This window comes from Aliiroseovarius sp. S253 (assembly GCF_049800855.1).
Classification (GTDB): domain Bacteria; phylum Pseudomonadota; class Alphaproteobacteria; order Rhodobacterales; family Rhodobacteraceae; genus Aliiroseovarius.
Map to the genome: position 1 here is coordinate 405,424 of NZ_JBNAFW010000002.1, position 24,473 is coordinate 429,896.

The window sequence follows — 24,473 nt, forward strand, 5'->3', positions numbered from 1 at the left end:
TTACTTAGTCACCAAATAGGGCGCAGCATTCGCTGGCTGAACAGGTTCGGGTGCGTAGTCGGTGGGAAAATCTCCGACAAGGTGCGGGTGCATCCCCTGGTTCTTCAGGTTTTGCAGAAATTGCCCAAAGCCGCCCAAATGGACCATCTCGGGTGTTTCGGTCAATTTGGGTCGATCTCGGGTAGATAGCTGATCCACGACATCCTGAAGCGGCTCGATCGGGTTCAGGACAAAATCGGACAGAGTTTGGATATTGATCCGTGCGCGGGCATGACCAGATCTTAGGACGCGCAGGTGTTCGCTTTCGATTTTCTGAAGACGTGCAGCTTCGCGGCGAATGTCCGAAAACTTGCCTTCCGAGAAAAACAGAGGCACAGCCCACGCACCCGTGATGACATGGATGCGGGCGTTGGCATCGCGCGTGATGTCCCACCCAATGTCTTGGTTGTCGGCTGGACCGAACTGGAAACACTGGCGTTCCCCACGCGTGTTCCAGATCAGATTGGTCAAGAAGCCGCTAGCATTGTAGTCGCGCACTTTCACCGAGGAGCAAAGCGCCCCGAAATATTCGGTCTCGCCACCCTCAAAATGCACTCCATCCGGGGCGAAAAGATGCCCGTGCACGCGTGCTTTGCCATAGCTGGACAGCCACGGCTCGAACCCGTGGAACAGTTCGGTAAAGCCTTCCAGAACAACATACGGTTCAGCGGTCAGACTGTTGCCCCATCTTTGATGTGGAAAGCGGCTTTGCATGATCAGACCGGTCCGCCCATTGGTTCGTCTGTCCAATGCTTTGGAAAAAATTCGGTCGATCTTACCCGGATTGGGCTCGGCCTCTGCGCTTAGGCTAGGGGCATCAGACAAGAAGGTATCATAGAGCCGATCAGCATGCGGCCAAATTTTACGTGCTACAAAGCAATCAGATCGCCGCAGAAGCTGTAAGTGATCGTCGTAAAACACATGCGGCTTGCCCTGATAGTCGAACTTCGACAGCGTTAGCGAACGGCTTTCGATTTTCTTCGAATGCTGGCGGGATAGGGTCTGATAATAGCTTTCATCCGGGATCCAGACCCGGCGGAAATACGCGTCGTTCACCGCGCGTCGTGGATCGTTCAGGATCGCCGAAAGGGTATCACGTGTCAGACACCACCACTGACTGCCCAGATGCGGAGAGATACCCAACGGGATCCGACGCCGATAACCGTATCGCCTTTGAAGCCGTACATAGCCGTCAAACAAGCGACGCCGGCGCTTCCATGAGAACGGAAACCGCAAGGTGAACCTTTCCGTATTCAACCCACCAACGGCCCAAGGCACGTCCTCGGTTGTGACGCTTTCGATGAAATCGGTTCTGCGCCGGGCGGCAAGATAAGCCGTCAACTCGGCGATCGGACGCAAGGGCAGGCAACTACCCGAGGCCAGAAGCACGTGCTGTACATCGGGAAACCGCTCTAACATCAGTTCCGATGCGGTCTGACTGGCTGCAACGAGCGACCACGTCCCCCATTCGCAGCGATGGCGATCGCAAAACAGGACATTGTCACGATCTGCCAAGCTTTCGACAAATCGGTCATAGGTATCGTTGTCCACGCGCTGATCAACGTGCAGCACCACGGGACAACCATGATCCGCCCAATGCCGGGCCAACTGGGTCGCGCGGTGCAGTGCATCATGCACGATCATGACGACGCCCAAGCTCATGCCCAGTTCCCCTTGGACATCAGGCCCAGTACTTCAAGCTGTCGCCAGTTAATGTATTCTTCGCTCCACTTGCACCACAGGATAGGGTCCTCGGCGATCAAGCTGCTATAGGCGCGATATTCGTCGCTATTGGCATAGTGCTGGCGTCGTTGCAGCTCTTCCTTAGATTTTTCCTGGAAGGTGTCCAGAAACTTGGTGTGGAGTAGACACCCCGACGCCTTCTCGCCTCCCGCTTCATCATAAACCAGATTTAACCCCCGCGGCAAAAGCATGTGGGTCGAGCTGATATAGGTATACGATCGATCCCACTTAATCAGTGGGATCTTGTTTAGCGCCGGAGCGCGTTCGGGCTTTTCATCAAAAAAGACCCGTGCGCGTACACCACCTTGAATCCACAGGTTCCGAAAACGTGCGTTTTTCCGAATGGTGTAGTTTCCGCTGTCGAACCAGCGTGTGATTTCAAGCGGATTTTGGCCGGCCTCATAGGGTTCAGCCCCAATTGAGCCTTCGGGATACATATCCAGAAGCATAGCGCCAAAGCTTCGGATCTCGCTTGCGTCCAGCCAATCGATCAATGCGCGCAGGGGGCGTGTGTCGCAAAACGGATAAACCAAAAGCTCATCCGTATCGACAACAAGACACCAATGGCCGTGCCCATATTTGCGTTGCAACCAGTTCAGCCAATCCACGCCAAACTTTGCGCGCTTATAGCTGGCTTCAGTCGTCCAAAGTGACACATCATCCTGTTGCGCCAGATACTCGCGCGACCCGTCATCCGATCCGTTGTCGACGATTACAAAATGGTTCACGCCCAGATCGCGATAGTATTTCAAGAAATAGGGCAATCGAACCAACTCGTTACGAAGGGTCGAAAAGACAAGGATGTCAGAGGAAGCAATTTGTGAGGTGCGATCTTGCACGCATGTCAGCTCGCGCCGTTTTCGAAACGCGCGGATTTGGTGGCGCTTGCGCTTAAGCCTTAGGCGATATGAAGTCCAAGCGCCCAAATCACGTCCTGTCTATTTGCACCTGTTGTCTGCGCGCGCGTATTCTTGTCCCGCTCTAAACCCGAGCTGCGCGCGTCTCGTTATTGCTTTTATATCCAGTATCTTAAACTTCTGCCATACGCCGCGTAAATCCTTCCTGAAAAGGAAGCGACAATGTCAGGTCCAATCTCCGGCCGACATCAGGCCAAGACGCACCAACTGCTGCCAGCCTTGGAAGCGATGGGCGTGCGGGTGCCAAAGATCCGGCGCATCCCCGATCGCGTCATAATAGGCGTCAAACTGGTCAGGCTGACCGAAATGCTCGCGCCGGCCTTTCTCTTCCTTCGACCGTTCGATCACGCTGGGCAGGAATTTGGTGTGCAACAGAACGCCAGATAGCTGTTCTTGTCCGGTGACCGCAGGCGGGCCATCCCATTCCAAGTTCAGGCGAGGTGGCAGGATCGAATGGGTCGAGTTGGCATAGGCATAGCGACGCGACCATTTAATCAAAGGGATTTTGTTCAATGTGGGCCCACGCGTGGGGTTTTGCTGAAAGAACACACGTTCACGTGCGCCGCCCTGCAGCCACAAGTTTTGCATCGGGTGCTGCCGGACCGCACGAAAGGGGCCATCATCAAACCACGGAAGAGCCTCGACCGGATTGGCATCAGCGCCAACTGATCCAGCACCCAGCGGACCTTTGGGATAGAGATCCAACATCAACGCGCCCAGCGCCTGCGCGCCTGTCGCATCTAACCTTTGCGTCAACGCCGAAAGGGTGCGCTGGTCGTGATGCGGATAGATCAGCAGCTCGTCCACATCGACGGTCAGGCACCAATGATCATGTCCATATCGAAACTGTAGCCAAGTCAGCCAATCCACACCGAACCGAGCGGACTTATAGCTGGCATCGGTGCGCCACACAGACACATCGGGCTGGTCAGCAAGATACACGGCACTTCCATCCGTGCAATCATTAGCCACGATAAGAAAATGACCGACACCTAAGCGGCGGTAGTGCGACAGGAAATGGGGTAGGCGCTGCATTTCGTTACGCAGCACGACAAAGGCCAGAACCTGATCTTTCTGGATCAGGTCCGTGCGGTTCGCAGTCTGGGTCAATTGCCGCCGAGATCTAATCGACCGCCATAAAAGGCGTCGACGTTTCTGGCGCATCCGATACGAGACCATCAGGCCGGAAACGCCACCCGTCATACAGGATTACTCGGCAGCTTTGTTCTGGGCCATCAGGTCGTGCAGATAGCTGGTGAACTCGTCCCGCAGCTCTTCACGTGCCATGCCGAAAGCCACCGTGGCCTGAAGGAATCCGGCCTTCGAGCCGCAGTCGAAACGCTGTCCGCGGAAGCGATAGCCAAAGACGTCGCGCCCCTGTGCCAGCTCTTCTGCGATGGCGTCAGTCAGCTGAATTTCTCCACCCGCACCGGATTTCTTTTCGTTCAGGCTGCGCAGTACATCCGGGGTCAGGATATAGCGGCCAATCACAGCCAGATTGGACGGTGCTTCGTCGATCGAGGGTTTTTCAACCATGCCGCGGGTCGATACCAGTTCGCCCATATCCTCTTTCACATCCAGAACACCATAGGCGCTTGCCTTTTCGGGCGGGACTTCCATGGCCGCGACCATGCATCCGCCAGTGTTCTCGTACGCATCAACCATCTGCTGCAAGCAGGGCTTTTCAGCGGCAATAACATCATCGGGCAGGATTACGGCGAAGGGCTCGTTCGCGATCAGGCGGCGTGCACACCAAACCGCGTGACCCAGACCCAATGCCTTATGCTGGCGCATATAGGCGATGGCGCCAGATTCCATGTTGGTGTCTTTCAGAACCTCAAGAAGCTCATCTTTGCCCTTCTTGCGCAGTTCCTGTTCCAACACGGGCGAGTTGTCGAAATAGTCTTCCAACGCGCCTTTTCCGCGCGAGGTCACGAAGATGAATTCTTTGATGCCAGCGGCGCGGGCTTCGTCAATCGCGTATTGGATCAGGGGCCGGTCAACCAGCGTCATGATCTCTTTCGGAATTGATTTCGTGGCAGGCAGGAACCGCGTTCCAAGTCCTGCTACGGGGAAGATCGCTTTGGTAACCTTACGCTTCATTAAATTCACCTTTGTGTACTTTGCAGCAGTACCTTTACCCCGCCATCGTCTGGTGAAAGGCCAAGGGCATCATATCAGGACTGTGCTTATTTTATTCATTCTCTAATTGATAATTCTGAAAACATCATGGTCTTTTTTTGCCATTCTAGGGCAAGGTCTGATTTTTCTCGACTCTTTTCCAGAAGGCCAAGGCGGGTGCGAGGCTACTCAATCCCAAGTTCCCGCAAGATAGCTTCGATCCGAGGGACGTCTTCTGGGTTGTTCAGCTCCCAAAACTGGCGGGATCTGGCATCAACCTCGACACATTGGATGGGCTTTTCGCGCTCAAGAAAGCGAAGCTGTTCCAACCCTTCAAGCTGTTCCAATGGCCCTGCAGGCCAAAGTGGATAGGCCGCAAGGGTCGAGGGGCGATAGGCATAGACCCCAACGTGGTGATACACTGGGGTTTGATCGTGATCCGACCAGCCATTTCCCTGCGTATAGGGGATCACTTCTTTCGAAAAATAGAGCGCCTTGCCCTCGGCCCCAAATACGGCTGTGGTCGCGCCAACCCGTCCCGCTTTACGGTCCTCTAGAAAGCCATCCAGAGCCCGCCCATCACACCGCAGAACCGGGGTCGCGACCTCGGCTGTGGGGTGGGCTTCAAGCGCGGCGACCAGTTCTTCGACGAACCACGGAGGGGTCAGGGGGGCGTCGCCCTGCAAATTGACGATGATGTCGAATTCTCCGCCCAGCGCGGTCAATGCTTCGGCGCAACGCTCGGTCCCGTTCTCGCAAGTGTCCGAGGTCATAACGACCTCGGCCCCAAAGCTTTCCGCCTCGGCCCGGATGCGGTCATCATCGGTGGCCACCACGACCCGATCCACGCCGCGCACCGCCTGCGCGGCCTCCCAGCTGCGGTGTATTAGGGTCTTTTTTTGGCCCGTCGCCCCCCGCAAGGACGCAAGCGCCTTACCCGGATACCGAGTTGAAGCGTAACGCGCCGGGATGACAATCAGCGTCGCCATCTGGGATCAGGCTTTCTTCAGCTCAACACCCGGCGCATAAGCAATGAAGAACGGGTTTTCATAGATCGGCTTGCCATAGGTCAGCGGCGTGTGGTCATCAAAGCGTACGACATCTCCGCCCGCGCCCTTCAGAACGGCATGGCCTGCTGCAGTGTCCCATTCCATCGTACGACCGACGCGGGGATACAGATCAGCCTCGCCGGTGGCGACAAGGCAGAACTTCAGCGAACTACCTGCCGATTTGCTGTCTTTCACACTGTATTTGTTGATGTAATCCTCGGTCGCTTGGTCGCGGTGCGATTTCGAGGCAACGATGAACAGCGCGTCATTGTCGGGTTTCGAGACATTGATCGGCGACAAAGTGCCCACCGTATCTTTTTGGAACGGCCCTTGCTCTTCCACGCTTTCGCCACCAGCGCGGGTGAAGAACATGCGACCTTTGGCGGGAGCATATACCACGCCACGGACCGGGGTGCCGTCTTTGACATAGGCGATGTTCACGGTGAAATCGCCGCGACGGTGAATAAACTCTTTCGTGCCGTCCAGAGGGTCCACGATCAGGAACTCGCTTGCCTGTTCGCTGTGGCTGTCGGCCTGTTCTTCCGTGACCAAAAGCACATCTGGGAACGCCGAACGCAATCCGGCCGAGATCAGAGCATCTGCCGCTTCATCTGCTGCCGTCACAGGGCTGTCGTCCGACTTGGCACGCACGTCGAAATCGTCCGAGTTGTAGATCTCCATGATCACGTCACCCGCTTCCAGGGCCAGCACACGCATAACAGTTTCCAGACGCTCAAAATCCAAGGCGAAACTCCTTAAATAAGGCCAGATCCGGCCCTGTTGATAACATTTTGCCCGCCCCTTATGATCAACCAGTAAAGGATCATCAAGAATTCCCTGCTAAAAAAGCACTGCATCACCGTTCAAGGTAGCGCCATGTTCGAGCCAAAGAAGAAACAATCGCGCCTATCCGCAGCGCTTTCGATGTTCGAGGTCATCTTCCACATGACCGCGCACAGCATTCGCAGCACGCATACAAATGCCTTCGCGGCATTGGCGCTGAATATGCTTCAGGTGATCATAATGGTCGCGGTTTTTTATGTCATGCTGACGTTGATCGGACTTCGTGGCGCCGCGCTGCGTGGTGATTTCCTGCTGTATATCATGTCCGGGGTTTTCATCTTCATCACGAATGTCAAAGCCATGGGCGCGGTTGCAGGATCCTCAGGCCCCTCGGACCCGATGATGCAGCACGCACCCATGAACACATTTGTTGCCATGGTGTCCGCTGCGCTGGGATCATTGTATATTCAGATCCTCAGCATCATCGTCGTGCTGACCATCTATCATATCGCGTTCACACCGATCGAGGTTCATCAGCCAGTTCAAGCATTTCTGATGGTTGCCCTGGCTTGGTTCAATGGTCTGTCGATTGGTCTGATCTTTCTGGCCTTAAAACCATGGTTCCCGCAGTTCACCGGGATCGCGCAGACGGTTTATACGCGAGCGAACATGTTCGCCTCTGGAAAAATGTTTGTCGCCAACTCGGCACCCTTCTATCTGGTTGCAATGATCAGCTGGAACCCACTGTTCCATATTGTCGACCAGACACGTGGCTTCGTCTTCATAAACTATAACCCGCACTACACGAACTGGATGTATCCTTTGATTTTCTCGGTCGTGTTTACGTTGCTAGGTTTGATGGCTGAGAACTATTCGCGCAAACATGTATCGGCCAGCTGGGCTGCCCGCCAATAACCTCGATTTAGGGCTTTCCGGCTGGGAAAGTGCCAAAATCGCGCAAATCCTCAAATTGACTCGTCTTTTTTGCGCCAATAGGGGCACAGGACCGCTTGCAGGGCGGTTTTAGCCTACTTATATACGCCGAGACGCCGGAGAAGGATCGCTCCTGAACCGGTAAAATTCTGGGATCTGGGGCCGATGCTTTGCAAGGTCGGTCCTGACAACATCGCCTATAGAGAGGATTTTGCGCATGGCCAAAGTCATCGGTATCGACCTCGGCACCACCAACTCGTGTGTTGCCATCATGGACGGCTCGCAGCCGCGAGTCATTGAGAACGCAGAAGGTGCACGTACCACGCCTTCGATCGTCGCCTTCAAAGATGAAGAGCGTCTGGTAGGCCAGCCGGCTAAACGTCAGGCTGTCACCAACCCCGACAACACTGTCTTCGCCGTGAAGCGTCTGATCGGACGCAACATGAACGACCCGGCTGTCGAAAAAGACAAGAAGCTGGTTCCTTACGCCATCGTAGATGGCGGCAACGGCGACGCATGGGTTGAGGCTGCCGGCGAAAAGTATTCGCCCTCGCAGATCTCGGCCTTCATTCTGGGCAAGATGAAAGAAACGGCAGAAAGCTATCTGGGTGAAGAAGTCACTCAGGCCGTGATCACCGTGCCCGCATATTTCAACGACGCTCAGCGTCAGGCCACCAAAGACGCCGGCAAGATCGCTGGTCTGGAAGTGCTGCGGATCATCAACGAACCGACAGCTGCTGCTCTGGCCTATGGTTTGGACAAAGAAGAAACCCAAACCATCGCGGTTTATGACCTTGGTGGTGGTACCTTCGACGTGACCATTCTGGAAATCGACGACGGCCTGTTCGAAGTGAAGTCGACCAACGGTGACACGTTCCTTGGTGGTGAAGACTTCGACATGCGCATCGTTCAGTATCTGGTCGATGAGTTCAAAAAGGAAAACCAGGTCGATCTGTCGAAAGACAAGATGGCTCTGCAGCGACTGAAAGAAGCCGCTGAGAAAGCCAAGATCGAACTGTCGTCGGCTTCGCAGACCGAAATCAACCAGCCGTTCATCTCGATGGGCGCTGATGGTGCACCGCTGCACATGGTCATGAAGCTGACCCGCGCCAAGCTGGAAAGCCTTGTTTCGGACCTGATCAAGCGTTCGATCAAGCCCTGTCAGGCTGCTCTGAAAGACGCTGGCCTGTCGACTGGCGACATCGACGAAGTGGTTCTGGTAGGTGGTATGACCCGCATGCCGCGCGTGATCGAAGAGGTCTCGAAGTTCTTCGGCAAGGAACCCCACAAGGGTGTAAACCCGGACGAAGTGGTTGCCATGGGTGCTGCCATTCAGGCCGGTGTTCTGCAGGGCGACGTCAAAGACGTTGTTCTTCTGGACGTGACCCCGCTGTCGCTGGGCATCGAAACGCTGGGTGGCGTGTTCACCCGCCTGATCGACCGCAACACGACGATCCCGACCAAGAAGTCGCAGATCTTCTCGACCGCGGAAGACAACCAGAACGCCGTGACCCTGCGCGTGTTCCAAGGCGAGCGTGAAATGGCTGCGGACAACAAAATCCTGGGCCAGTTCAACCTGGAAGACATCCCGCCCGCACCGCGTGGCCTGCCTCAGATCGAGGTGACCTTCGACATCGACGCCAACGGCATCGTTGAAGTGGGCGCCAAGGACAAAGGCACCGGCAAAGAGCAGAAAATCACCATCCAAGCGTCGGGCGGTCTGTCGGATGACGACATCGACGCAATGGTGAAAGACGCTGAAGCCAACGCCGAGGCCGATAAAGAGCGTAAAGAGCTTGTCGAAGCCCGCAACCAGGCCGAAAGCCTAATCCACTCGACCGAAAAGTCGATGGAAGAGCATAACGACAAGGTCGACCCGACCACGATCGAAGCCATCGAGCTGGCAATCGCCGCGCTGAAGGACGATCTGGCCAAGGAAGACGCATCTGCTGACAAGATCAAGGGCGGCGTTCAGAACGTGACCGAAGCGGCCATGAAGCTGGGCGAAGCGATCTATAAGTCGCAGCAAGAAGAAGCTGCGGGGGAAGCCTCGGAAGAGGCTGATGGCCCCTCGGCCGTTGACGATGACATCGTCGACGCTGACTTCGAAGACCTTGACGACAGCAAACGCTAAGTCGCTTAGGTGAATGGCGGGGCGGCAACGCTGCCCTGCCTCCCTCCCAAAGGGAGACGACCCCATCATGGCAAAACGTGACTATTACGACGTTCTTGGTGCCGATAAAGGTGCTTCGGCGGACGAGCTGAAGAAAGCCTATCGCAAGAAAGCCAAAGAACTTCATCCAGATCGGAATTCCGACAATCCCGACGCCGAGTCTCAGTTCAAAGAAGTGAACGAGGCCTATGACGTCCTGAAGGATGCCGAGAAGAAAGCAGCCTATGACCGCTTTGGTCACGCCGCTTTTGAAGGCGGAATGGGCGGACGCCCTGGTGGCGGACATCCCGGCCAAGGCGATTTCGCGAGCGCGTTCTCGGACGTGTTCGACGATCTTTTCGGCGACTTCATGGGTGGCCGTGGCGGAGGCCGTGCGCGTGCTCAACGCGGGTCGGATCTGCGCTATAACCTGCGTGTGACGCTGGAAGAGGCGTTCTCTGGCCTGCAGAAAACCATCAACGTGCCGACTTCGGTCGCCTGTGATGAATGTGATGGCACGGGCTCTGAAAGCGGTGCCGACCCCACCATGTGTCCGACCTGTCAGGGCATGGGCAAGGTCCGCGCGCAACAAGGTTTCTTTACCGTTGAACGCGCTTGTCCGACTTGTCAGGGCACCGGTCAGATGATCCAGAACCCTTGTAATTCCTGCCACGGGGCAGGGCGCAAGGAAAAGGAACGCTCGCTGTCGGTGAACATCCCGGCTGGTGTTGAAACCGGCACCCGTATTCGTCTGGCTGGCGAAGGCGAGGCAGGCATGCGCGGTGGGCCTTCTGGCGATCTGTATATCTTCATCGAAGTGGCGGACCATGCCATTTTCGACCGCGAAGGCACACACCTGCATTGTCGCGTCCCTGTGTCGATGAGCGCAGCTGCGCTGGGCGGCGATATCGAGGTTCCGACCATCGACGGTGGCCGCTCGCGCGTGAAGATCCCGGCGGGCAGCCAATCGGGTCGCCAGATGCGTCTGCGGTCCAAGGGTATGCCCGGCCTGCGCGGTGGCCCGAATGGTGACATGTATATCGAGCTTGCCGTGGAAACACCGGTCAACCTGACCTCTCAGCAGAAAGAACTGCTGCGCGAGTTCGAAAAACTGTCGGAAGAGAACAACCCTGAAAGCTCGAACTTTTTTACGAAAGTCAGAAGTTTCTGGGACAGCATGAAGGGCTGATTGCCCGATCAGAAGTCTAACCGCCCCGGTGTTGCATAAACGCCGGGGCGTTTTTGTTTCTGGACGACATTAACCTTTCATTCACCAGTTTTGGGGCAGGCTGAGCCCATGACTGAACACAGTGATTTCCAATTCGCCGAGATGCCGCAAAGCTTGTTCGAAACGGACGAAGCTCCGATTGTGCCGATTGATCTGAAGGCCGGCAAAATGCCGTCCTATATCAAAGATCACCGTCAACGATTGCGCGCGCGCTTCAACGAAGGCGGCGCACAGGCGATGCCGGATTATGAACTGTTAGAGCTGTTGCTGTTTCGATCCATCCCGCGCCGCGATGTAAAACCCATTGCGCGCGAACTATTGGACATTTTTGGTGACTTCAATCGTGTGGTCACAGCCCCAGCCGACCGTCTACGCGCGGTTTCGGGCGTTGGGGACACCGTCATCACGGACCTGAAGATCATCGAAGCCGCCGCCCACCGCATGGCGCGATCCAAGGTAATTCAGCGGCATGTGATTTCCAGCTGGGACGCAGTTCTGGACTATTGCCACACAACGATGGCGCATCGCGACACCGAACAATTTCGGGTGCTATTCCTAGACCGAAAGAACGTCCTGATCGCGGATGAAGAGCAGGCTAAAGGCACTGTGGATCACGTACCGGTTTACCCCCGCGAAGTAGTGAAACGAGCCTTGGAGCTGAATGCCTCGGCCCTTATCTTGGTACATAACCACCCGTCTGGCGATCCGACCCCATCAGACAGCGATATTCAGATGACGGCACAGGTGAATGACGCGGCGAAAGCTCTGGGAATTGCCCTGCATGATCACCTGATCATTGGAAAATCGACCGAGTTGAGCTTTCGGTCTGAAGGGTATCTGTAGGGTCTAGTCGACCCAGATCTCGACCCGACGGTTAACGCTCCGCCCCCAGGCGCTGTCATCGCAGGCCATGGGCATTGCTTCACCAAAGGCGTCAATCTGCATGTCAACGCGGGCGGGATTGAACGCTTCCAGCTGGGCCAGAACCAGATCGCGGACCGCACGCGCGCGGCGCTCTGACAGGGATCTGTTCTGCTCGGCCGCGCCCTGACCGTCGGAAAACCCAATGAAAGACAAGCGCTTACCGTCAAACCGTCCGCTTTCCAGTGCTTCGGCCAGCAAGGCCACGTTTGAGCGCGATGGAGCATCCAGCAGGGTCGAGCCGCCTTCGAAACGGAAACTAATCGACAGGCGTTCAGATCCGGTCAACGTGCTGGTCATGCGCTGAAGCTCGGTCAGAGCAACTTCTTCCCCCGCGGTGGTAATCGCATTTGCCATCCGATCCCCCTGTGCGCGGATGGGCTGCCGGGTCAGTGCCTGATCCACAAAGCCAGCCCGCCGCGTTACAAACTGCGCGCTATCCGTACGCAGATAGGAAAGAAATTCACGCCCGATCTGGGGCAAGCGGCGCTCTGGCAGATACAGGAACATCGGCATGGTCAAGGGATAGTCTTCAGACTTGATCGACGCGCGCGAAGCATGGACCGAGAATCCGCAACTTCCCGAAAGCTCAACCACCTCACCACTGCCACGCTGAGTAAAGGTGGTCATGGCGATGCCAAAAGGATCGCGCGCAATGGCGTCGGAAAGGGTGCGGCTTGTGGGATGGATCACAACGCGGTCTGACAGGGTAACGCCCTGCGCCGCGATTACATCCTGCATAAAGACCGGACCAAATCCTTCTTCGACATCCATCATGTAGGGTGTGATCGGGGCATCTTCGCCACCCAGCTCAGACCAATTCGTGATCCTGCCGGCATAGACCGCCGCAAGCTGCGAAATTGAGATCTTGGTAACCGGATTGCCCGGCGACACGATAGGCACCAGTGCGTCCAAGGCCGCTACGCGGCTTTGGCGTGCGATGCGCAGATCACCCAGCCCGGCATCTCGTGCAAGGCTACGTTCGCGGGTGGTGGCCTGCCGCATTGATAGAACCATGTCCGCCTGTTGGCTAAGAAGATCGGCAAAGCCCTCTGAACTGGTTGTCAGCTTAATGGTAAAGCGCGCGACCTCTTGTCCGGTGCCGCCTTCCAGAAGCGTATAGAGCGTTCCAACCCCCTGAATTTCCTCGCGTTTCAAAGCGTATCCATTGCGCAGCGCGAAGCCTTCGACCAGTGCGGGGAACAGGACTGCGCCCATGTTATGCGCCCCAGAGATCGTGAGCTCTGCCACGAAAGGTCCAAGACTTGGACAGCCCGGTCCTTCACAGCTGACACCCGAGCTGTCGACCGTCAGGATCCCAAACTCGGTATCTACGCGATAGAACTCTCCATCGAAGGTCAAAAGATGGCCGGTCAGTTCGATCGAACCATCGCGCGACGTCAGCGTGACGTCCTGCGCATTGGCTGCGGAACTGCCAATCAGCGCGATCGCCAACATCGCACCGAATAGGCGTGTAAGGATATTTGGAACAGTTCGAGTCACAGGGGGACCATAGGTGTTTCGGCGTCCAGCGCCAGAGCTTCCCGACGTGAACGTAGATTTTCCAAGTTAGGGCGTGGCCAATCCGACAACGTCAAACGCTATTGGGAAGGCAGAGACATTACCGCGCTCACAATGTCCGGCGCAATCAATTTGGCCCCTGCAGGGCTGAGGTGATCGTCGTCCAGATACAGGATATGCTCCGGTCCCGCATTCATGCACCGCGCAGTATCGGCATCGCAAAAGCGCTGATGCACAGGCGCAACCGCGATTTTCTCTGACTGTTCATCAAGGGTCGCGAACATGTCCAGCAAGGGTTTTGTACGCTTGTTATAGGCAGCATGGGGCGTTGATAGTGTCTGATCTTCATTGCCCTCGAAATACATTCGCTTGGCGATCAGCTCGGGCACATTCCATCCGGCTTCTGGGATTGGTGCGACAAGGACCAAATTGAAACGGTTACTTAGACCCTCAATCTTGGCACGTAACATATCGATTTGCGGGATCTGCGAAGTAGCGGTCAGATCACGCACATCCATGCGGATACCATGTTCGATCCCACCTTCGTCGTTGTCGAAGCGCGTACCGTTCAGATAGGCCGGATAACGAGCGGCAAGGACTAACGTGTCCACACCAGTTTCTCTGGCATGCATCAAAATTGCATCGATAAACTCAGCACATTCATGGGCGGTGGATTTATGCACCCGCTCCATATTTGGCAGAGGAATGCAGCCACCATAGGATCCGACATACACGTCGCGCCCGCTTGCGTTCAGAGCTGCCACAACCTCGCCAGAGACTGCCGCAACATGACTGTCGCCCAACAACAGAACCGAGCCCGATGCGTTCGGAACCGCAAAGTGACACTCCGGTTTCGGCACATACCACGTTTTCCGTTCATCAAAATTGCAAGTGCGGTCAATCTGGTCCGTGTTCAACTTCAAAACTGCACGCGCGGCGGGTGAAAACCGGTCGGGAAGCCCTTTGTTCATATGCCCCCATGCGCCGATGCCCGCGATCAGGACAAGCCCTGCAATGCTGGTGGCAAAAACGCCTGACTGCGTTTTCAACCGCGTCTTTGGCCCCGCACGGAAGGGCTGTTCAACAAAACGCCAACTGAGCGCTGCAAGGATCAACGACAGCACCGCCAGACCAAGCATTAAGAAAAGGCTGGGTTCGGTCAGGCTGCGAATACGGGCGAAGGCGAACATGGGTTGATGCCACAGATAGGCGCTGTAGCTGATCAGGCCGACCGCGACGAAGGGTTTGGCGGACAAAAGTGCGGCGACCCGCGTGCCCTGCGTGCCAAAGAGGATAATCAGCAACACGCCGATCACAGGCAGCAGAGTGTATAGGCTGGGAAAGGGCGTCGTATCGTCAAACAGGAAAACGGACAGGGTGATGGCAAGAAGTCCCAGTGCGGCTGCTGCATCGTTTCCGGGAAGGGCGCGACGGTGCAGGGCGAAGGCGCAGAGGGAACCAGCCAAAAGCTCCCACACGCGGGCAGGGGCTAGAAAGAAGTTCGCAGCAGGGTGGCCGCGCCAGCCCCATTCGGCAAGGCCAAGACTGATCAGGGCTATCAATGTGAGGATCCAGATCACCGCGCGCCGACCAAGCTTCCACAACACGAATAGCAGAATGGGGAAGACCACATAAAACTGCTCTTCAATCGCCAAGCTCCAAGTGTGGAGAAGCGGTTTCAGGTCCGCTCCGGCTTCGAAATACCCGCTTTCCATCCAGAACAGGAAATTCGACGAGAACAGGCTAACCGCCACAAGGCTTTGGGAATAATCGCGAAGTTGCGCAGGAAGCATCCACAGAATCGCAAAGGGAATGGTGCAGACCACAACAAAAAACAGCGCAGGAAGAATACGGCGCGCACGACGTTCATAGAACTTCAGAAGGCTGAAGCGCCCACGGTCGATGTCTTCGATCAAGATCGAGGTGATCAGATAGCCGCTGATGACGAAAAAGACGTCGACGCCGACAAACCCACCTTCAAAAAGGCCAATGCCCGCGTGAAACAGGATGACCGGCAAAACGGCAACCGCACGCAAGCCATCAATCTCGGGCCGGTAAATCATAAATCAACAATATCCTGTCAAATGCCGCATTACGATAGGTCAGCTATCGGCGGTGCTGCAAGAGATTGTTGCTGCAAGCTGTTGTCGCGCCGCTTGAATGCGGCGCGACCTTATCAGGCCAGTCTGCCGTGGCAGTGCTTGAACTTTTTGCCGGACCCACAAGGGCAGGGGTCGTTGCGCGACGGGTTACCCCATGTGGTGGGATCGTTCTCGTCAAAACCTTCGGCGGCGTTCTCGGAAACTTCGGCGGCTTGTGCCAGCGCTTGCTGCTGCTGAAGCATCTGCTGCATCATGGCCTGCTGCTCTTCTTCCGTCATTGGGCGGATCTGAGACAGCTTCTGCGTCACATCGGACCGCAGACCATCCAACAGGCTCTCAAACAGCTGGAACGCTTCGGTTTTGTATTCGTTCAGCGGATCACGCTGAGCATAACCACGGAACCCAACGACCGAGCGCAGGTGATCCAGCGTCAGCAAGTGTTCACGCCACTTCGAGTCAATCGTCTGCAGGATCAGCTGCTTTTCAATCGAGCGCATGGTTTCGGGCCCGAAATCAGCGGCCTTCTTCGCCATGAACACGTCCGAGGCATCGTACAGGCGTTCGCGGATCGAATCGTCATCCACGCCTTCCTCGGCGGCCCAATCGACAACAGGCTCTTCAAAGCCCAGCTGCTCGATCACCGCAGCCTGAAGCCCGTGGGTGTCCCACTGATCGGCATAGGATTTCGGCGGCATGTACTGATCGACCAGATCATCAATCACCTGATGGCGCATGTCGCCGGCAATCTCGGACAGGTCTTCAGCTTCCATGATTTCCAGACGCTGACCAAAGATCGCCTTACGCTGATCGTTCATCACGTCATCGAATTTCAGAAGCTGCTTACGAATATCGAAGTTGCGACCTTCGACTTTGGCTTGCGCGCGCTCAAGCGACTTGTTCACCCACGGGTGCACGATTGCTTCGCCTTCCTGCATGCCAAGCGTCGACAGCACTTTTTCCAACCGCTCCGAGCCGAAAATGCGCATCAAGTCGTCTTCCAAGGACAGGAAGAAGGCCGAGCGGCCCGGGTCACCCTGACGGCCCGAACGACCGCGCAGCTGGTTGTCGATCCGGCGGCTTTCGTGACGTTCTGTGGCCAGAACAAACAGACCGCCCGCATCTTTCACCGCTTGTTCGTCAGCTTCGTGTTCCGCTTCGATCTTGGCGCGGATATCATCGGGGTTGGCATCCGGGTTCGCAGCGATGGCTTCCATCACCTTGAACTCGACGTTGCCGCCCAGCTTAATGTCGGTCCCACGACCCGCCATGTTGGTGGCGATGGTCACCGAACCCAGCTTGCCGGCGTCGGCAACAATCTGCGCCTCGCGCTCGTGTTGGCGGGCGTTCAGAACGTCGTGCTTGATCTTGGCTTGCGTCAGAAGCTGAGACAGCTCTTCCGATTTGTCGATCGAGGTCGTGCCGACCAGAACCGGTTGACCCTTTTCGTTCGACTGGTGGATTTCTTTGACGATGGCGTCGAATTTCTCGCGCTCGGTGCGATAGACGGCGTCATGTTCGTCGATCCGGGCAATCGGACGGTTGGTAGGCACTTCGACCACACCAAGGCCATAGATCTCGGCAAATTCATCTGCTTCGGTCAGGGCCGTACCGGTCATGCCGCCAAGGGTACCATACAGTCGGAAATAGTTCTGGAACGTGACCGAGGCCAACGTGACGTTCTCCGGCTGGGTTTTGCAGCCTTCTTTGGCTTCAATCGCCTGATGCAGACCTTCCGACAAACGGCGACCCGCCATCATACGGCCGGTGAATTCGTCGATCAGAACCACTTCGCCGTCACGAACGATATAGTCCTTGTCGCGGGTGAACAGCTTGTGGGCGCGCAGACCTTGGTTCACGTGGTGAACAATCGTGGTGCTTTCCGGATCATAGAGCGTCTGGCCTTCAGGCAACAGGCCGCGAGCGTGCAGCAGCTCTTCCAAGAACTCGTTGCCTTCCTCGGAAAAGGTAGCGCCACGGTTCTTTTCGTCGATGGTGTAATGCTCTTCCGTCAGCTCGGGGATCAGCGCGTCAACGGTGACATAGAGTTCCGAGCGATCCTCGGACGGGCCCGAGATGATCAGCGGCGTCCGCGCTTCGTCGATCAGGATCGAGTCGACCTCGTCCACAATCGCGAAGTTGTGTCCGCGTTGGGACATGTCCTTCAGTTCGGACTTCATGTTGTCGCGCAGATAGTCAAAGCCGAGTTCATTGTTGGTGGCATAGGTAATATCGCAGGCATAAGCCCCGCGCTTTTCGTCATCTGCCTGATGCGGATAGACAACGCCGGTGGTCATGCCCAGCGCAGCATAGACCTTGCTCATCCACTCGGCGTCACGTTTGGCAAGATAGTCGTTCACGGTGACGATATGCACGCCCTTGCCAGATAGCGCATTCAGATAGGCCGGGAAGGTAGCCACAAGGGTCTTACCTTCGCCGGTTTTCATCTCGGCAATGTTTCCTTGATGCAGGAAGATCCCACCCATCAGCTGCGTATCAAAGGCCCTAAGACCCAGCGCGCGCTTGGCGGCTTCGCGACAGTTCGCAAAAGCTTCGGGCAGGATCGCATCCAGCTTTTCGCCATCCGCCACGCGTTTCTTCAATTCTTCGGTCTTGGCGACGATGCCGTCATCCGTCAGGGCGGCGAACTCGTCCTCAAGCGCGTTGATCTTTTCGACAATGGGTCGTGTGGCCTTGATCTTGCGATCATTGGGTGTGCCAAAGACTTTACGCGCGATTTTTCCAAGCATGTTTTTTGTGCCTCAATGCGGTTTAACGCTGGTTTGACCAGAGGAAACTTGCCCGTCCCGATCCAGCCACCTATCTAAGTGCTCAAGAACCCACGCTCTTAAGCCCTTAGCGATGTAAGCGTCGGGTGTAAAACTGTCAATGTTGCCGGGGAAACCGGCCTGTTTTGAAGGATATTTTCATGCTTTATCGCCACGCGGCCGCCTTTAGCTTTGCCCTTTCGCTGACTTTGGGTGCTCCGGCCTTTGCGCAGGAAACCGCAACCGAAGAGGCCGTACCCATGGTCGAGGTTCAAGCCGACACCGTTTTGGCGACCGTAAACGGCGAAGAAATCACCGTCGCCCATGTCATCGCAGCCCGTCAGGGGTTGGCACAGCAGTTTCAAACTCTGCCTGATGATGTCCTGTTTCCGGGTCTGGTCGAACAGCTGATCCAGCAAACCGTTCTGGGGCAGGCCGTTGAAGAAATCAGCCGCCGGGGCGAGATCATTCTGGAAAACCAGCGACGCGAGATCGTGGCCTCCGAAAAAGTAGACAGCATTGCCTCCGAAGCTGTGACAGACGAGGCGCTGCAGGCTGCTTATGACGCACAATATGCGGATGCAGAGCCGTCGAAAGAGTTCAGTGCCGCACATATTCTGGTGGCCACCGAAGACGAAGCAAAAGATCTGATCACCAAGTTGGAAGGTGGTGCAGATTTTGCCGAACTAGCGAAAGAGTTCTCGACCGGTCCGTCCGGCCCCAATGGCGGAGATTTGGGCTGGTTTGGCCCTGGCATGATGGTGAAACCGTTTGAAGATGCGGTTATGGGACTTGAGAATGGCGCGGTATCCGCCCCCGTACAGACCCAATTCGGCTGGCACGTAGTCAAGCTGAACGACACCCGCATGGTTGGTGCGCCCGAGCTGGAAGAGGTTCGCGAGGAACTGGTCGCTCTGGTTGAAAACAACGCAGTCGATGCCGCCCTGCAAACGCTTCTGGACGGCGCGACGATCGAGCGCACTGAACTGGAAGGGATCGACCCTGCCGTCACGCGTGATATGACACTGCTGGACAACTGATCTTAGGGGACAAAGATGGGCAAGACGGCGAAGATCAAAAAGCTGAAAAAGAAGGTTTCCAAGCTGAAGGCCAAACTGGTCGCAGCGAAGGACCACACACATAAGGTTTCGCCGCTTGCGCCTGCAAGTTTTCCCGACCTGCCCGTTATTGCTGGGGCCAAGTTCTCGGCCGCGAAGGCAGGTGTAAAATACAAAGATCGGCTGGATGTGATGCTGGCCGAGCTTCAACCGGGCACCGCAATTGCTGGGGTGTTCACCAAATCAGCTACGCGCTCTGCTCCGGTTTTGGACTGTCAGGCCAAGCTGGGCGGCGCTTCGGACAAAGGGGCGGCCTTCTTGGTCAATGCTGGCAACTCCAATGCCTTCACCGGGGCGACCGGGGACGGGTCGGTTGCAGCTATTACTTCCGCCGTTTCAGGTGCTTTGAACGTACCCCAAGACCGCGTATTCACGGCCTCAACCGGTGTGATTGGTGAACCGCTGCCCCATGACCGCATCACTGCCAAGATTGACGAGCTGAGGGGGCTTCTTGTCCCTGATGCGATGCAGGACGCCGCCCAAGCGATCCGCACCACCGACACTTTCCCAAAAGGCGCTAAGGCCGAGGTGAAGATCAGGGACCGGATCGTGCATATCGCAGGGATCGCCAAAGGCTCGGGCATGATTGCACCGGATATGGCGACCATGTTGGTGTTCATCTTTACAGACGCGAAGATCGCACAGGATGATCTGCAGGCGATGCTGTCGGAGCTAAACGAAGACAGCTTCAACGCCATCACCGTGGACAGCGACACCTCGACCTCTGACACGCTGCTGTTGGCGGCGACAGGTGCGTCGGGCGTTGAGGTCGACCAGACCAACGCCGCTTTCCGCAAAGCTCTAAACAACGTGATGCTAGATCTGGCCCATCAGGTCGTGCGTGACGGCGAAGGCGCCACGAAATTCGTCGAGGTCCGCGTGACCGGCGCGAAGTCCAATGCAGACGCGAAGGTGCATGCGCTGTCCATCGCCAACTCGCCCTTGGTGAAAACTGCGGTGGCAGGCGAGGACCCCAATTGGGGCCGTGTTGTCATGGCCATCGGTAAATCCGGCGCCTATGCCGACCGTGATCTTCTGACGATCAGGTTCGGAGACATTCTGGTCGCCGAGAAGGGCTGGGTCTCGCCGGATTATCAAGAAGAGGCCGGCGCAGATTACATGAAACAAGACGATCTGCTGATTGACGTGGATCTTGGCGTAGGTGACGGCCAAGCAACCGTCTGGACCTGCGACCTGACGCATGCGTACATCCAGATCAATGCGGATTATCGCTCGTGAAGACTGTCCTTGTTTCCGCCGTCGCCCTAATCGACCCGGACGGGCGTGTCCTGCTGGCACAACGACCCGAAGGCAAGTCCATGGCCGGTTTGTGGGAGTTTCCGGGCGGCAAGATCGAGCCCGGCGAAACGCCAGAGGCAGCTTTGGTGCGCGAGTTGCACGAAGAACTGGGCATAGAGACCTGGAACTCCTGCCTCGCGCCCTTGTCCTTCGCCAGCCACAGCTATGATGACTTTCATCTGCTGATGCCGCTGTTTGCCTGTCGGAAATGGAATGGTACACCGACCCCACGTGAGGGGCAGGTGCTGAAATGGGCGCGGGTGAACCAATTGCGTGATTTCCCGATGCCGCCTGCCGATATTCCCCTGATCCCGATTTTGCGAGATCTCCTCTAGCACTCAGTAAGTTTACCTAAGGTTTACCGACGACATGGTATCCTGAACGTGTTCAGATTCCTTGTTGGGGGTATCTCATGCTCAGAACCATCATGATTGGTAGCTACAGTATGGTGCAGGGCCAATACGTAAAGACGCTCGCGGATGGGCGTATTGTTGTCCGTGTCGGACACCACCTTCATATCGGCTGGCCTGTAACTGGCGACATGGCTGCCTGATCCGCCGCACTGCTCACAAACAAAAAGGGGACGGAAATCCGTCCCCTTTTCTTTATATTTCAAGCCGCTTGGCCAATCGCAGGGATTAGTCCAGCGAGCGTTCGACTTCTTCACGTTCGAAGATCTCGATCACGTCATTCGGACGGATGTCGTCATAGTTTTCAAACGCCATACCGCATTCCTGACCAGACAGAACCTCTTTCACTTCGTCTTTGAAGCGTTTCAGGGTCTTCAGCGTACCTTCGTGGATCACCACGTTGTCGCGCAGCAAGCGTACACCAGCCGAACGGCGGGCGACGCCCTCGGTGACCAGACAGCCAGCAACTTTGCCAACGCCCGACACTTTGAAGACTTCGCGGATTTCCGCGTAGCCGATGAAGTTCTCGCGAACTTCTGCCGACAGCAGGCCCGAGGCCGCCGCTTTCACGTCATCCACAAGGTCATAGATGACCGAGTAGTAGCGGATCTCGACGCCCTTTTGGTTGGCCGAGTTACGGGCCGAAGCGTTCGCACGAACGTTGAAGCCGATAACCGGTGCGCCCGAGGCTTCCGCCAGACCCACATCGGTTTCAGTGATCGCGCCAACACCATAGTGCAGCACGCGAACGCGGACTTCGTCGTTGCCGATCTTTTCCATCGCCTGAACGATGGCTTCGGCGGAACCCTGAACGTCGGCTTTAACCAGAATGGGCAGCTCGGCCACATCCTTGTCGGCTTTCGCCTTCGCCATCATCTGTTCCAGCGTGGTCGCAGCACCAGCAGCGGCGCGTTTGTCCTTGGCGGCTTGTTCACGATACTCGGCAATCTCGCGTGCCTGAGCTTCGGTATCTACCACGTTCAGAACGTCGCCTGCTTCGGGTGTGCCGTTCAGGCCAAGAACCTCGACCGGAACCGAAGGACCTGCTTCTTTCACGCGATCGCCATGATCGTTGACCAGCGCGCGGACCTTACCCCACTGCTCGCCCACGACGAAGATATCGCCCTGTTTCAGCGTACCGTTCTGAACCAGAACGGTGGCAACCGGACCACGGCCCACATCAAGTTGGGCTTCGATCACAGCACCAGATGCAGCGCGCGTCGGGTTGGCTTTCAGTTCCAGAATTTCCGACTGCAGCGCGATGGCTTCCAGAAGTTCATCCAAGCCCTGACCCGTGATGGCCGAAACTTCGACGTCCTGCACTTCACCCGACATCTTCTCGACGATCACTTCGTGCTGAAGAAGCTCAGTACGAACTGTATCAGGATTGGCCTCTGGCTTGTCGCATTTGTTGATCGCAACAATCATCGGAACACCAGCCGCTTTGGCGTGGTTGATGGCTTCGATGGTCTGCGGCATGACGCTGTCGTCAGCAGCCACAACAAGAACAACGATGTCCGTCACCTGCGCACCACGGGCACGCATCGAGGTAAACGCCGCGTGACCGGGCGTATCCAGGAAGCTCAGCGTCGTGCCGCTATCAGTCGTAACCTGATAGGCGCCGATGTGCTGCGTGATACCGCCAGCTTCGCCAGCCGTTACTTTCGCATCGCGGATCGCATCCAGAAGCGAGGTTTTACCGTGGTCAACGTGGCCCATAATCGTGATGATCGGGGCGCGGTCTTTCAGGTCTTCCTCTTTGTCTTCTACAGAGTCGATCACGTCTTCAACGTCAGCGTCGGAAACGCGGACGATCTTGTGACCGAACTCTTCAATGATCAGCTCGGCGGTGTCAGCGTCGATGGCTTGGTTCTGCGTAACCATCATGCCCATTTTCATGAGCGACTTCACCACATCTGCAACACGTTCGGCCATACGGTTGGCCAGCTCGGACACGATAATGGCTTCGGGGACTTGAACGTCGCGGATAACCTTTTCCCGCTCGACATTCTCACCCATAGCTTTCTGGCGCGCACGCTCTTGCTTACGGCGCATCGACGCAACCGAACGCTGACGACCGTCGCCGCCACGCATCGCTTGGTTCAGTGTCAGTTTACCCGAACGACGACCATCATCGCGGCCGCCTTTGTTGCCACGGTTCTGGCGCTCGTTCGCACCACCGCGATCATCTTTCTTACGCGGGGCGGACGAAGGTTTACCGGCGCCACGCTGTTCAGCCGCCTGTGCAGCAGCAGGATCCGCTGCCGGAGCAGGGGGCGCCTTCGAACGGGTTTTGGCTTCTTCAGCTTCGCGTTTTTTGCGGGCTTCTTCCTCGGCCTTGGCTTTCAGCGCTTCTTCACGCTCGCGCTCGGCGCGTTCCTTGGCTTCGGCTTCTTCGCGACGACGCTTGCGCTCTTCATCGCGGGCTTTTTCTTCAGCGGCGCGTTTTTCAGCTTCCTCAGCCTCGCGGGCTTTGGCAGCCTGAAGCGCCTTCATGCGGCGTTCCATTTCCGCATCCGAGATGCCAGCAGGACGCTTGCGCGGATCGCCACCGGCAGGGGCTGCGCCCGCACCACCAGCTGACGCACCCGGCTTGGGCACGACAACGCGCTTGCGTTTCGTTTCGACCACGACGTTCTTGGTGCGCCCGTGGCTGAAGCTTTGCTTCACCTGGCCGGGGCGGCTTCCGCGTAGGCCAAGGGTCTTTTTGCCGTCATTATCGCTCATCTGGTCTTCGTACCTTTCCGGCGAGCCTTCCCGCCGTCGTTGTCTTGCACAACACGCATCGCTGTCAGTTTCTGGGCTTCCTCTACAACACGAGAGGCCAAACCGCCAGACGCAAGCGCGCCATGTATCACATTTTCACGTCCAAACGCCAAACCCAGCTCGTCGCCGGTCAGACATTCAATAAACCGTCCCTCTTCGCGGGGCGGTCTGAGTTTCGATTTTCCGCGCTCGGACCCGTCCGAGGCTTGGATCAAGACTTTGGCCTGATCTTTCATCAGCCAGTCTTTAACTTTCTCATACCCAGCGATCGCTTGACCCGCTTTGCGCGCCATTGCGATCAGATGCACGACCCGATCAACATAGCTGCGCTCGAGCATCTCAAGCAGGCCGTCAGGCACAGTGACCGGCTTGCGCGCTGCGCGCGAAAACAGGCCCTTCTTAATCGCCGTAGCAATCGCCGCGCGGTTTGCCGCGACATAGATCCCACGACCCGGCAGCTTGCCCAACAGGTCAGGCACCACCATGTCATCCGGCCCCACCACAAAGCGGATCAACCCGGCCTTTGGCTGGGTTTCTCCGGTTGCGATGCAACGCCGTTCGGGCTCTTCCGGCCGCTTTTTATGTACACCACGCGTCATGCGTTGC

18 protein-coding genes are annotated in these 24,473 nt (G+C 56.7%); 7 read left to right on the forward strand and 11 right to left on the reverse strand.

Annotated elements, in window-relative coordinates; genetic code table 11:
• From ACP15F_RS13475 to cysQ, 6 genes are all read right to left on the reverse strand, one after another.
• Entirely contained in the window at positions 1-1,701 is a 1,701-nt protein-coding gene (locus ACP15F_RS13475; RefSeq protein ID WP_424941339.1) for a beta-1,6-N-acetylglucosaminyltransferase, read from the reverse strand.
• The gene (locus ACP15F_RS13480; protein ID WP_424941340.1) at positions 1,698-2,708 is read right to left on the reverse strand and encodes a glycosyltransferase family 2 protein; all 1,011 of its coding nucleotides are present in this window, start codon (positions 2,706-2,708) and stop codon (positions 1,698-1,700) included. Before ACP15F_RS13480 ends, ACP15F_RS13475 begins: the two co-directional genes overlap by 4 nt.
• A 156-nt stretch (positions 2,709-2,864) precedes the next feature.
• On the reverse strand, positions 2,865-3,902 hold the full coding sequence (locus ACP15F_RS13485) for a glycosyltransferase family 2 protein (protein ID WP_424941341.1): 1,038 nt from the start codon (positions 3,900-3,902) through the stop codon (positions 2,865-2,867).
• Positions 3,903-3,908: 6 nt separating this feature from the next.
• Positions 3,909-4,802: a UTP--glucose-1-phosphate uridylyltransferase GalU gene (gene galU / locus ACP15F_RS13490; protein ID WP_424941342.1), complete on the reverse strand. Its 894-nt coding sequence runs from the start codon at positions 4,800-4,802 to the stop codon at positions 3,909-3,911.
• A gap of 203 nt (positions 4,803-5,005) precedes the next feature.
• Positions 5,006-5,809, reverse strand: coding sequence for a 3-deoxy-manno-octulosonate cytidylyltransferase (locus ACP15F_RS13495; RefSeq protein ID WP_424941343.1), 804 nt, complete (start codon positions 5,807-5,809; stop codon positions 5,006-5,008).
• A gap of 6 nt (positions 5,810-5,815) precedes the next feature.
• Positions 5,816-6,586 (reverse strand): 3'(2'),5'-bisphosphate nucleotidase CysQ, encoded by a 771-nt coding sequence (gene cysQ, locus ACP15F_RS13500; protein ID WP_424941640.1) that lies wholly within the window; start codon positions 6,584-6,586, stop codon positions 5,816-5,818.
• 159 nt (positions 6,587-6,745) lie between these two features.
• Here cysQ and ACP15F_RS13505 point away from each other — a divergent pair, with 159 nt between their 5' ends.
• The 4 genes from ACP15F_RS13505 (at position 6,746) to radC (ending at position 11,808) form a co-directional block, all read left to right on the forward strand.
• A complete protein-coding gene (locus tag ACP15F_RS13505; protein WP_424941344.1) occupies positions 6,746-7,567 on the forward strand; it encodes an ABC transporter permease in 822 nt (273 codons plus the stop codon).
• Positions 7,568-7,802: 235 nt separating this feature from the next.
• Positions 7,803-9,719 carry a molecular chaperone DnaK gene (gene dnaK, locus ACP15F_RS13510; protein ID WP_424941345.1) on the forward strand — a complete coding sequence of 639 codons (1,917 nt, stop codon included), beginning with the start codon at positions 7,803-7,805 and terminating at the stop codon, positions 9,717-9,719.
• 67 nt (positions 9,720-9,786) lie between these two features.
• A complete protein-coding gene (gene dnaJ / locus ACP15F_RS13515) occupies positions 9,787-10,926 on the forward strand; it encodes a molecular chaperone DnaJ (RefSeq protein WP_424941346.1) in 1,140 nt (379 codons plus the stop codon).
• Between the two features lie 108 nt (positions 10,927-11,034).
• Complete coding sequence (gene radC, locus ACP15F_RS13520; protein WP_424941347.1) at positions 11,035-11,808, forward strand: RadC family protein; 774 nt, start codon at positions 11,035-11,037, stop codon at positions 11,806-11,808.
• 3 nt (positions 11,809-11,811) lie between these two features.
• Here the strand turns inward: radC and ACP15F_RS13525 are convergent, their stop codons facing one another.
• The 3 genes from ACP15F_RS13525 to secA form a co-directional block, all read right to left on the reverse strand.
• The gene (locus tag ACP15F_RS13525; protein ID WP_424941348.1) at positions 11,812-13,389 is read right to left on the reverse strand and encodes a phosphate ABC transporter substrate-binding/OmpA family protein; all 1,578 of its coding nucleotides are present in this window, start codon (positions 13,387-13,389) and stop codon (positions 11,812-11,814) included.
• 98 nt (positions 13,390-13,487) lie between these two features.
• The gene (locus ACP15F_RS13530) at positions 13,488-15,470 is read right to left on the reverse strand and encodes an acyltransferase family protein (protein WP_424941349.1); all 1,983 of its coding nucleotides are present in this window, start codon (positions 15,468-15,470) and stop codon (positions 13,488-13,490) included.
• Between the two features lie 113 nt (positions 15,471-15,583).
• A complete protein-coding gene (secA, locus tag ACP15F_RS13535; protein WP_424941350.1) occupies positions 15,584-18,256 on the reverse strand; it encodes a preprotein translocase subunit SecA in 2,673 nt (890 codons plus the stop codon).
• 179 nt (positions 18,257-18,435) lie between these two features.
• On the opposite strand from secA, the gene ACP15F_RS13540 reads away from it, so the two are divergent.
• The 3 genes from ACP15F_RS13540 to mutT are packed head-to-tail and all read left to right on the forward strand — an operon-like array spanning position 18,436 to position 21,026.
• Positions 18,436-19,314, forward strand: coding sequence for a peptidylprolyl isomerase (locus ACP15F_RS13540; protein WP_424941351.1), 879 nt, complete (start codon positions 18,436-18,438; stop codon positions 19,312-19,314).
• Positions 19,315-19,329: 15 nt separating this feature from the next.
• The gene (argJ, locus tag ACP15F_RS13545) at positions 19,330-20,631 is read left to right on the forward strand and encodes a bifunctional glutamate N-acetyltransferase/amino-acid acetyltransferase ArgJ (RefSeq protein WP_424941352.1); all 1,302 of its coding nucleotides are present in this window, start codon (positions 19,330-19,332) and stop codon (positions 20,629-20,631) included.
• The gene (mutT, locus tag ACP15F_RS13550) at positions 20,628-21,026 is read left to right on the forward strand and encodes an 8-oxo-dGTP diphosphatase MutT (RefSeq protein WP_424941353.1); all 399 of its coding nucleotides are present in this window, start codon (positions 20,628-20,630) and stop codon (positions 21,024-21,026) included. Before argJ ends, mutT begins: the two co-directional genes overlap by 4 nt.
• A gap of 303 nt (positions 21,027-21,329) precedes the next feature.
• On the opposite strand, the gene infB is transcribed toward mutT, so the two are convergent.
• Complete coding sequence (gene infB / locus ACP15F_RS13555; protein WP_424941354.1) at positions 21,330-23,828, reverse strand: translation initiation factor IF-2; 2,499 nt, start codon at positions 23,826-23,828, stop codon at positions 21,330-21,332.
• Positions 23,825-24,466, reverse strand: coding sequence for an RNA-binding protein (locus ACP15F_RS13560; RefSeq protein WP_424941355.1), 642 nt, complete (start codon positions 24,464-24,466; stop codon positions 23,825-23,827). Before ACP15F_RS13560 ends, infB begins: the two co-directional genes overlap by 4 nt.
• Between the last annotated feature and the right edge of the window lie 7 nt (positions 24,467-24,473).

Coding starts and splice junctions, on each gene's coding strand:
- ACP15F_RS13495 (WP_424941343.1), bottom strand. CDS start 5,809: ATGGCGACGCTGATTGTCATCCCGGCGCGTTACGCTTCAACTCGGTAT.
- ACP15F_RS13540 (WP_424941351.1), top strand. CDS start 18,436: ATGCTTTATCGCCACGCGGCCGCCTTTAGCTTTGCCCTTTCGCTGACT.
- argJ (WP_424941352.1), top strand. CDS start 19,330: ATGGGCAAGACGGCGAAGATCAAAAAGCTGAAAAAGAAGGTTTCCAAG.
- ACP15F_RS13530 (WP_424941349.1), bottom strand. CDS start 15,470: ATGATTTACCGGCCCGAGATTGATGGCTTGCGTGCGGTTGCCGTTTTG.
- ACP15F_RS13560 (WP_424941355.1), bottom strand. CDS start 24,466: ATGACGCGTGGTGTACATAAAAAGCGGCCGGAAGAGCCCGAACGGCGT.
- ACP15F_RS13475 (WP_424941339.1), bottom strand. CDS start 1,701: ATGAGCTTGGGCGTCGTCATGATCGTGCATGATGCACTGCACCGCGCG.
- dnaK (WP_424941345.1), top strand. CDS start 7,803: ATGGCCAAAGTCATCGGTATCGACCTCGGCACCACCAACTCGTGTGTT.
- secA (WP_424941350.1), bottom strand. CDS start 18,256: ATGCTTGGAAAAATCGCGCGTAAAGTCTTTGGCACACCCAATGATCGC.
- galU (WP_424941342.1), bottom strand. CDS start 4,802: ATGAAGCGTAAGGTTACCAAAGCGATCTTCCCCGTAGCAGGACTTGGA.
- ACP15F_RS13505 (WP_424941344.1), top strand. CDS start 6,746: ATGTTCGAGCCAAAGAAGAAACAATCGCGCCTATCCGCAGCGCTTTCG.
- dnaJ (WP_424941346.1), top strand. CDS start 9,787: ATGGCAAAACGTGACTATTACGACGTTCTTGGTGCCGATAAAGGTGCT.
- ACP15F_RS13485 (WP_424941341.1), bottom strand. CDS start 3,902: ATGACGGGTGGCGTTTCCGGCCTGATGGTCTCGTATCGGATGCGCCAG.
- radC (WP_424941347.1), top strand. CDS start 11,035: ATGACTGAACACAGTGATTTCCAATTCGCCGAGATGCCGCAAAGCTTG.
- cysQ (WP_424941640.1), bottom strand. CDS start 6,586: ATGCGTGTGCTGGCCCTGGAAGCGGGTGACGTGATCATGGAGATCTAC.
- infB (WP_424941354.1), bottom strand. CDS start 23,828: ATGAGCGATAATGACGGCAAAAAGACCCTTGGCCTACGCGGAAGCCGC.